This is a genomic window from Geitlerinema calcuttense NRMC-F 0142 (genome assembly GCF_030285425.1).
The window spans coordinates 58688-68571 of the sequence record NZ_JASVEJ010000004.1 but is presented as its reverse complement, the minus strand read 5'-3'; the positions used below and the strand labels follow the sequence as shown (position 1 = coordinate 68571).

The 9884-nt window shown below is 48.5% G+C and carries 8 protein-coding genes; 5 read left to right on the top strand and 3 right to left on the bottom strand.

Annotated elements, in window-relative coordinates; all coding sequences use genetic code 11:
- Positions 1–20 precede the first annotated feature (20 nt).
- Entirely contained in the window at positions 21–167 is a 147-nt protein-coding gene (locus tag QQ055_RS01465; protein ID WP_286004110.1) for a hypothetical protein, read from the bottom strand.
- 304 nt (positions 168–471) lie between these two features.
- On the opposite strand from QQ055_RS01465, the gene QQ055_RS01460 reads away from it, so the two are divergent.
- The 4 genes from QQ055_RS01460 to QQ055_RS01445 all read left to right on the top strand — a co-directional run bounded on the left by QQ055_RS01460 (position 472) and on the right by QQ055_RS01445 (position 7001).
- Complete coding sequence (locus QQ055_RS01460; RefSeq protein ID WP_158020403.1) at positions 472–645, top strand: hypothetical protein; 174 nt, start codon at positions 472–474, stop codon at positions 643–645.
- A 766-nt stretch (positions 646–1411) separates the two neighbouring features.
- Complete coding sequence (locus QQ055_RS01455) at positions 1412–2620, top strand: hybrid sensor histidine kinase/response regulator (RefSeq protein WP_283360168.1); 1209 nt, start codon at positions 1412–1414, stop codon at positions 2618–2620.
- A gap of 94 nt (positions 2621–2714) precedes the next feature.
- Complete coding sequence (locus tag QQ055_RS01450; RefSeq protein ID WP_349775301.1) at positions 2715–3824, top strand: Gfo/Idh/MocA family protein; 1110 nt, start codon at positions 2715–2717, stop codon at positions 3822–3824.
- A 321-nt stretch (positions 3825–4145) separates the two neighbouring features.
- Complete coding sequence (locus tag QQ055_RS01445; protein WP_284474565.1) at positions 4146–7001, top strand: 5'-nucleotidase C-terminal domain-containing protein; 2856 nt, start codon at positions 4146–4148, stop codon at positions 6999–7001.
- A gap of 114 nt (positions 7002–7115) precedes the next feature.
- Here QQ055_RS01445 and QQ055_RS01440 read toward each other — a convergent pair whose 3' ends face one another.
- A complete protein-coding gene (locus tag QQ055_RS01440; protein WP_190567072.1) occupies positions 7116–7265 on the bottom strand; it encodes a hypothetical protein in 150 nt (49 codons plus the stop codon).
- Positions 7266–7681: 416 nt separating this feature from the next.
- Entirely contained in the window at positions 7682–9076 is a 1395-nt protein-coding gene (locus QQ055_RS01435; RefSeq protein ID WP_283360171.1) for an ankyrin repeat domain-containing protein, read from the bottom strand.
- 301 nt (positions 9077–9377) lie between these two features.
- On the opposite strand from QQ055_RS01435, the gene QQ055_RS01430 reads away from it, so the two are divergent.
- Positions 9378–9851 carry a DUF4079 domain-containing protein gene (locus QQ055_RS01430; protein ID WP_069967911.1) on the top strand — a complete coding sequence of 158 codons (474 nt, stop codon included), beginning with the start codon at positions 9378–9380 and terminating at the stop codon, positions 9849–9851.
- Positions 9852–9884: the final 33 nt, after the last annotated feature.

The following is a 9884-nucleotide window of genomic DNA, read 5'->3' as shown; positions in this document are numbered from 1 at the left end:
CAAATCTCATCCCGACTCATCTAATAATCCGTAAAAACCGAAGGATGGTCTGCGATCCGCATCCCCACATCTCCTGCGATCGCGATCGGGCAACGAGGTGATTTGTCTTCAATACTTTTTGCGATCGCGATCGCAAAAAGCGGTAAAATGAAGCTAGAATCAAGCAAATCCGTAAAAATACCCTTGCGGATTGAGCCGAGATTCGTTCTGGCGATCGCTAAGCTCGTTAACTAGACTTCATACTTTCTGAGGTTCGACCCGATCGATCTTTCCGTGCATCTACTGATTTCATCTTTCATTTCAGCATAGCGATCGCCGATTAGTTCCTGAATTTTACTTTCAGCGTTTTATATTTGTTACCGGAACATCCTCCAAAATACCGCAATTGTACTTATATAAGTTTCTCGAAGGGTCTAACCTCAGAAACTTTACGGAACAGTTCCCTCGATTGAATTTGCGGAGTTACCCCCTATGGAATCCCTTGCCTTCTGTTACGCAGCGCTTTCTTACTTTGAAGAACCGCTTAAAACCATTGCCTCCCATTCTCGGATCGCTGCCACAACTCAGCCCCAGACAAACGCTAGAACCAATCTAGAGACAACAACGTTAACCGCCTCAGCAATGGGTTGGTTTTCCTACCTTTGAGATCTTGCCCCCAGTGCCAGAAACCGGGTTTCTCGACGAAAAGGGTTTCAGATTGAGTCATTGGCAAGAAACCCGGTTTCTCAGGTCTTACTCAGGATGGTGCAAGATCTGAGGTAGGGCAAGTTTCGCTTTTGTAATCTCCTGGCGTCGGTTGTTTATTCCCCCAGGCACATGGCACTGCTTGCCAAAAAATAAGTTCTCCAGCCAACCCCTCAGCCATCAGGCTACAGTTAGAGTAACAAAGAGGATCGGGGGGCAGTTGCCAACTTGCCACAATCTCTACACCAGCCTCCATCGATCCGGGTACCCTGTTTATGGGAAATCCCCCTTAACTTGCTGGCATACCGATACACTTGTGCTAGCTGCTTCTAGTGTTGCTAAGGTGAAAATTCTCTAACTCCCATCGCCCTAGGGAGAGGGGTTAGGGGCGATCGCAACATCCCCCTCCAGGATGGGATCGTCTGTTCAATTTCTCAATGCTTGGAACCCTTGAGGGGGTTCGATTTTGCAATGAGTTTATAATCTTTAAGGTAGAATTTAAAAAAAAACTCAATAACACTTTGATAGAATTTGCGATCGCATTTGTAGCGATCGGCTAGCGGTTTGTCAAAAAGAGAGATAAGCTATATAAGCTGAGGCAGCAAAAGTTTTAATTTGCCCGTTTTCTCATCTAATTAATATTTTTTTATAAACCAAAGCAAACTTAAAATTAACATTTACTGAGTTCAATAAATATATCTTAAGCACCTCACTATTTCAAATCAATATGAACAACAATTCCGAAAGAAACATTATTCTAATTGTTGACGATCATCAAACCAACCTCAATCTTCTATTTCAGTTGCTGCGAAATGTTGGATTTAAAGTCTTAATTTCAATGGATGGAGAGAGCGCAATTGAGCAAACCTATTATGCTCAACCTGACTTAATCCTCTTAGATGTAATGATGCCAGGAATTGACGGTTTTGAAACCTGTAGGCAAATTAAAAGCAATCCCTCTACTTGCGATATTCCCATTATTTTTATGACTGCCCTTTCCGATACTGAAAATAAAGTCAAAGGCTTTCAATATGGGGCTGTTGATTATATTACTAAACCATTTCAATACGAAGAAGTCATCAGTCGCGTTCAAACCCATATCACAATGCAGAAGCTGCGACAAAGCTTGAAAGAAAAAAACCAAGAACTGAGCGATCTCAATAATAATTTAGAGCGACTAGTTGAACAAAAAACTAGAGAACTCAATCAACGAGAAAAAGCCGCAATTGTTGGTCGTTTAACCCAGGGAATGGTACATAATCTTAAAAATCCAATTCAAACGATTCAAACCTGTACAGATTTAATAGAAATTCACGCTTCAAAGCTTGAAGAAGAAACCGTTATAGAATGCATCAACTATATTAATGTGGCAGTCAAAAACATTAATCAAATTATGGATAACCTAATGGCGAAAAGCCGTAGCGAGCAATATGAAGAACGAGTTCCAGTCAATCTTAATCTATTGTTGCAGCGTGAATTAAAGTTACTAGAAGCCAATCTTCACTTTAAACATCAAATCAGAAAAACTTACAGTTTTGATGAAACCTTGCCTAGCATTCTCCTCATTGATTCTCACATCTCTCAAATTTTTCATAATTTAATTAATAATGCAATTGATTCTATGTGGCAGAAACATTGCAAGGAATTAAGAATTTCTACGCAACAAGATAGTGAGAAAATTTATTTGGAAATTCAAGATAGCGGCTGTGGAATTGCCCCAGAAAATCTTTCAAAAATCTTCGATCCCTTTTATACATCTAAACCCATCAAAGATAGCGCCATAGGAGATGAGCCAACCGGAACCGGATTAGGACTTTATACTTGCTTGGAACTTTTGCGCCCTTTTCAAGGGGAAATTACCGTTAAAAGCGAACTCAACCAAGGCAGCACCTTTATTGTAATTTTGCCTAAACCTAGTTCGCTAGAATCCTCTTAAATGGAGAGATTGCATCCTTTTAGATTGAGCTTGCCAGCTTCCCCAAAATAACGGTAAGTTGCTCTAGAACCTGAATTCTAAGTTTAATACCCTAATGATGAATCAATCGATGCTTGGTGTTGCAGTTGTGGGAACTGGGTTTGGGCAAAAAGTTCATATTCCTGGCTTGCAAGCTGCCAAAGGAACGCAAGTCGTTGCTGTTTACCATCGCGATATCGATCGAGCAACCCAAATTGCCAAAACGCACAACATTCCCTATGCTGGCGATAACCTAACGGAACTGTTACAGCTTGAAGAAGTTGAGGCTGTCAGCATCTCAACGCCACCTTTTTTGCACTACGAGATGGCAAAGGCTGCGATTGAAGCCAAAAAACATTTATTATTGGAAAAACCGACAGCTTTAACTGCCCAAGAAGCCAAAGCCCTCTATCATCTAGCTCAGGATCGCACAGTTGCCGCCACAATGGATTTTGAGTTTCGCTTTGTTCCCTACTGGCAACGCTTTAAAGAGCTATTGGATGATGGCTATGTTGGCAATAAGCGACTCATTAAGATTGATTGGTTAGTCTCTAGTCGGGCTGATGCGAGTCGTCCTTGGAATTGGTATGCTCAAAAAGCAATGGGCGGTGGGGCTTTAGGGGCTGTTGGTTCTCATGCGTTTGACTATATTTATTGGCTATTCGGAGAGGTACGGCAAGTTATGGGCAAACTTAGCACAGCCATTCCCCAACGCCCCGATCCGCAAACCGGAGAACTCAAGCCTGTAGATGCCGATGATACCTGTTTAATTTTATTGGAATTAGCAGATGGCACGCCCTGCCAACTGTGCATTAGTTCGGTTGCGTCTAATGGACGCGGGCATTGGGTAGAAGTGTATGGCGATCGCGCTACCCTCATCTTAGGCAGCAGCAATCAAAAAGACTACGTGCATGGCTTCAGCTTACAAGGAGGACTTGCAGGCGAACCGTTAGCCGAACTCGAAATTCCCCAGCGCCTTGCTTTTTCCCAAACCTTTGATGATGGCAGAATTGCACCATTTGTGCGCGTTGTCGAAAATTGGTGCAAGGCAATTACCACCCAGACGCCAGTCACGCCTTCTTTAAAAGAGGGGGTTTACTCGCAGTTATTAATGGATTTAACCCATCAATCCCATCAGTCCAATCAAGCAGTAGAAGTTCCCTCTCTCGTCGATTTTTTAGCCTAATTTAAGCAAACTGCAACTCATTGCCCGTCAGTTCGTAATTGAACTGGTGGGCATTCGGCTATCTTAACCGAAATCAGCACGAGCGTTGAGCTGCTCTTAATATCGGCTTAACAGTAACAACTTAGTTTAGTTCCTAAGTGTCAATTAATGATTTAAGCCTGGATTTAATAGCCCCAATGCCAGGTTGGAGAGCGATCGCAATTCATGAAGATTCAGCAATCTAGACAGGGTTTTGCGCCCTTTCGATCGGCCCTCAATTCGATCGTGCGAAATCAACCGCACAGCAGGTTTACTGTTCCGCAGTGAGGATGGATGGAAAACATGGGAATAATTAACGGTACCGCCAGCAATGATATCTTGACCGGAACGGCAAACGCCGATCGCATTTTTGGGTTAGCTGGGAGCGATCGCCTCTTTGGACTCCCCGGAGATGATATCCTTTACGGCAATCAGGGCAACGATACCCTCTACGGCAATCAAGGCAACGATACCCTCTACGGTGGTAAAGATAACGATGTCCTCTACGGCGGCAAAGGCAACGATGTCCTCTTTGGCGATGATGGCAACGATGTCCTCTACGGCAATACTGGAAACAACACCCTCACCGGGGGGGCAGGCCGCGATCTGTTTGTCATCGGTCAAGGCACCAGCACCATCACCGACTTTAACCCAGCCCAAGACCGGATTGGACTCTCCCAAGGCTTAACCTTTAGCCAACTTAACCTAATTCAAGGCAGCGGCGAAACCCGAATTGAAGGGGGGGGAACAACCCTCGCCATTCTCCAAGGTATCCAAAGCACCCAACTGAGTGCGGCGAACTTTACCACCAACCTCAACCCCCTGGAGACTGCACCCCCCGCGCCAGCCCCTCCAATTGTTCCTCCCGTGCGTCCGCCCCTCGCGCCGCCAAGCCCAACCCCAACCCCCGGCTTCACCTTACAAATCTTGCACGCGGCCGACCAAGAAGCCGGACTCCCTGCCATTGCCGATGCAGTGAACTTCTCCGCCGTCTTCAACGCTTTAGCGAGTGAGTTTCCCAACACCCTTAAACTCACCTCCGGGGACGTATACATTCCCGGCCCCTTCCTGCAAGCCAGTGCAGAGATTTACGGCGAACAGGGCATTGGCGATATTTTAATTAACAATGCCCTAGGCTTCCAAGCGGCGGCTTTCGGAAACCATGAATTTGACCTGGGGACGGGAGTCGTTGCGACGCTGATTAAACCCAACTCTGCGATCGCAGGCGCAGGCATTGGTTCCGGTGGCTATCAAGGAACCGCCTTCCCCTACCTGAGTGCAAACCTCAACTTTGAACCCGATGCCAACCTTGCAGATTTAGTGGTTCTCGACGGACAAGCCCCGAAACCCAATAGTATTGCCCGCAGCGTTGTTCTAGAAGTGGGTGGGGAACGGATCGGCGTAGTGGGGGCAACCACACCCACCTTGCAAGCCATCTCTTCGCCGGGAAATGTGGGAATTTTACCGCCCAACCCCGCAGATCTTGCCGCCCTAGCTGCGGAAATTCAAACCAGCGTTGACGCCCTAACCGCCACGGGCATTAACAAGGTGGTGTTACTGGCGCACATGCAGCAAATTAGCATTGAACGGCAGTTAGCCCAACTCCTCCGGGGCGTGGATGTAGTCATTGCGGGCGGTTCTAATACCATTTTGGCGAATCCTGACGATCCGCTCAGGGCCGGAGATACGGCGGCGGGGCCCTATCCCCAGCGCTTCACCTCTGCGAGTGGCGAACCTGTGGTTCTGGTGAATACGGATGGCAACTACCGCTATGTGGGCCGCCTGGTGGCAGAGTTTGATGACAACGGCATCATTACTAATATCCTCGATGCCAGCGGGGCCTATGCGACCGATAGCGCTGGGGTCAACCGCGCCTATGGTCGAACGGTGAATCCTAGGGATGTTGCCGATCCGATCGTGGTTGAGGTGGTTGAGGCGATCGCCGATGTTGTTTTAGCAAAAGATGGAAATCTGTTTGGACAGACTGAGGTCTTTCTGGAAGGACGACGCAGTGCAGTTAGAACCCAGGAAACCAACTTGGGGAATCTCACAGCCGATGCCAACCTGTTTATTGCTCAACAATACGACCCGACAACGGTTGTTTCTCTCAAAAATGGCGGCGGCATTCGCGATAATATCGGCACGGCTTTAGTCCCGGCGGGAGGGACTGGCGAACCCGTGCTTTTGCCTCCCGTCGCCAACCCTCTGGCAAATAAGGCGGAAGGCGATATTTCTCAACTCGATATTGAGAATGCCCTGCGCTTTAATAATGCCCTGTCGCTGGTGACAGTGACGGCAGCCGGTTTGAAGCAAATTATCGAACATGGCGTGGGTGCTGCGGCCCCAGGTGCGACTCCCGGCAGTTTCCCGCAAGTTGGGGGCATGTCTTTTAGCTTCGATCCGACCCAAACCGCAGGGCAGAGAATTCGCAACCTCGTTATTTTAGATGCCGATGGCGCGGTGGTGGATGTAGTTGTGGAAAATGGCACTGTCCAGGGAGATGAAAATCGCCCGATCCGCATGGTGACGTTAAGCTTTTTGGCGGGCGGAGGGGATGGGTATCCGTTTGCCTCTTTAGCGAGCGATCGCGTAGACTTGGCTGACCAACCCATTCCTACAGACGGCGTCAATGTCGCCACGTTTGCCAACCCCGGCACGGAACAGGATGCGTTAGCGGAGTATTTAGCTGCCACCTATGCAATCGATAGCAGTTCTGCTTTTGCGATCGCGGAGGTTCAGCCAGCATTAGACTTGCGAATTCAAAATTTGCAATTCCGCCAGGATACGGTGCTGCAAGGCCTATCTATGCCGCTGTTTAATCTCATCCCTAGCGGGGTTGGAGCCAATGTGCTGGCGGGGACTGCGGGTGCTGATGCGTTTGTCTATACGAATCTCAACCAAGCGGGCGATACGATTAATAACTTTAACCGGGCGAATGATATTTTTCGCTTCTCGGCTGCCGGGTTTTCGGGTCTAACGGCTGGGGTGACACCAACCCTAACGTTGGGACAAACGCCTGTGGGGAATACCGCCCAATTCCTCTATGACAATAGCGTTCTCAGCTTCGATCCCGATGGCGTCGGGTCAACTCCAGCAACGGCGATCGCAACTTTAGCCGGTTCGCCGTCTTTGAGTGCGAATGTGCTAGTTGCAATCTAATCTAGACCAAAACTCCCACTAGATGCCGTTGTGTAGTGGGAGTTATTCTTAAAGCCTCTTAGGTTCTACTGCAAAGGTTGTCTGACGAATGCATGAGAAATCTTGGAGTGGGTGTTAGCGAGAGGTTGAAGTCACAAGGGTATCTGAAAGTTTCATAAAATAGGCGGCTGGAACCGTAGCCAGATCGCTTCTTTGTTTTAGGGTGGGTTGAAGTAAGTTTTGCAAACGATGGGTTGTTAAAGGTTCATGATCTAATGCGGGCATTTCTTGGTGGCAGTCGCAGCAGAACCAATAAATTTTGCCCGACCTAAAGTGCCGCAACAAGGAACTGGAACAGCAAGGGCAAGTATGGTAAACCATATTTTAAACTCCTTCATCAATCGTTAAATTAAAGGGGGCTTGAGAATCTTAAGGGTGATATAAAGTTGAGCTTCAAACAAGGAATCTTTGATAATTTAAACGCTAAAAGATAAATCTGAGGAAAATCTGAGGATTTTCTGTTTCTTTAAATATCTTTATTTTAATCAGCCAAAAGGAATAGAGGATAAAAAACAGTTGGGGATCAATCTTAACCGCGTAAAGAATGCAGATCCCTAGGGCGATCGCTACCTACGGAGATATTTTTTAGCATCGTAGGATACATTTTTTTCTGAACAGATCGCCCCTGAATATATCGACCTTTATTCTTGCGCGCCTGCCGCTTTCAGCAAGTTCGCCACCTGGGGATAGTCATTAAACTCAGCAAACATCAACGCTGAATAGCCGCCTTGGTTTTTGGCATTGGGATCGGCCCCATGCGCGAGTAAAACCTGGACAACCTCTAAATGTCCGCGATGGGCTGCCCACATTAAAGCCGTCGCCCCAGAACTATCGCGCAGGTTGACCTTTGCCCCAGCCTCAAGCAAGAGCTGCACCAGGGTCAACTCGTCGCGATCGGCCGCTTTCATCAAAGGCGTTTTGCCCTTTTCATCCACGACATTCGGATCTGCACCCGCTGCCAGCAAAAGTTGTAACGTTTCTAAATGACCTTGTAAAGCCGTTAGCATCAGGGGAGACTGCCCCAAATTTTTCACATTCGGATTCACTCCAGCTTGCAGTAACGCCGCCACAACCTCCCCATGACCCTGAAGGGCGGCTAATAATAGGGGCGTGTCGCCTAACGCGTTGGGCGTATTGGCATTCGCGCCGCGACTCACCAAGGCTTGGACAGCGGCTAAGTGTCCCTCGATCGCCGCTAAATTGAGGGCCGTATCGCCAGAGCGATCGCGTAAATTCGGATCGGCCCCGCGATCGAGCAATTGCACCACCAGTGCGGCATTGCCATTTGCAGCGGCAGCCATTAACGGCGTGCTACCCTCCCCATTCGCCGGGTTAGGATCTGCCCCCGCATCCAGAAGAATAGATGCGATCGCCTCCTCATCCGCATCCACCGCCAGCAGCAACGCCGTCTCGCCCTCGCTATCGGTCGCATTCACCGCCACCCCTGCCGCCAGGAATAACTGGACTAACGCCCTATTTCCCCGTTCTACCGCCGCCATTAACAGCGTCTTCTCCTCCGGTAGCCGCACCGACGGATCGGCCCCAGCTTCCAGCAAGGACTGCACCAGAGGCGCAATAGACTCATCGCGGCCTTGGCTAACCGCAACGCTTAAGGCCGTATCGCCATCCTTATCCTGAATATTCGCATTCGCCCCCGCTGCCAATAGCAAGCGCACCGTATATAAATGACCGTGATAGCAAGCAATCATTAAAGCCGTACTGCCATCATCATTGGTCAGATCGAGAGTAGCACCCGCCGCCATTAAACTGCGAAGGGCATCGCGGCGATCGCTCGCAGCCGCCAACATCAAAGCCGTTACCCCAAACTGGCGGCGCACTTGGTTAACCTCTGCCCCCGCCTCCAGCAGTTGGCGGACAATCTCGGTATAGCCCTTTTGGGCCGCAAACATTAACGCCGTCGTCCCTTCGCGATCGGTAGCGTTAACATCCAGTCCTTGAGCCAGTAGAGTCTGTACTTGGCGGATCTGACCATTTTTCGCAGCGCGAATTAGAGCGAGTTCTGGGCTTGCCGTCATTAGTTTTCCTTTGTGGAGCCTCCCGTCTGCTAGGCTACCCCGGTATACATCAGTCTTCTCGTTTTGTTCTACAAGATTTCAATTCACCCTAGTCCCCTTACAAACAGGGGATCTCAGCTAAATTTGGGATTCAGACACCAGAGGTGTATACGCGGTAGCGCTGGCTCGGAGAGGGGATCAAATTCCAGCATTTTCCCATAGGATTGCTCGTCTCCGGGCAAAATTCTCCGAGACCGGCAAGGACAAACCTTATAATAACTTTAAGTTTTATGAACCCCGTGCCATCCTAGAGGAGAAACCCATGAGCTTCGAGATCCCCGAATCTGTAAAGGTTTGGAGTCAATTTTTCCATCCCATCTTTATGTGGGTTGTACTCGCATTATCTGTTTACGCCCTATATCTCGGTATCAAGATTCAACAAACGCGGGCGGCTGAAGGCGAAGCCAAAAAAGAGTTGATCAAAGGTCGTTTTAACGTTAGACATTACCAACTCGGTTCGATCCTGCTCGCCTTCATGGTAACGGGGGCCTTGGGGGGCATGGCCGTCACCTATATCAACAACGGTAAACTCTTCGTTGGCCCCCACTTACTCGCCGGATTGGGTATTGTAGGATTATTTTCAATCTCGGCTGCCCTGTCGCCTTTTATGCAAAAGGGCAAAGACTGGGCGCGTTTTACCCACATCACCATCAACCTGATTGTCTTAGGCTTATTTGCATGGCAAGCAGTCACGGGCGTACAGATTGTTCAGCGCATTATTGAGAAAATGGCTTGATGCGTTTAGGAGGAGCAATGATTCTGCTCCTCC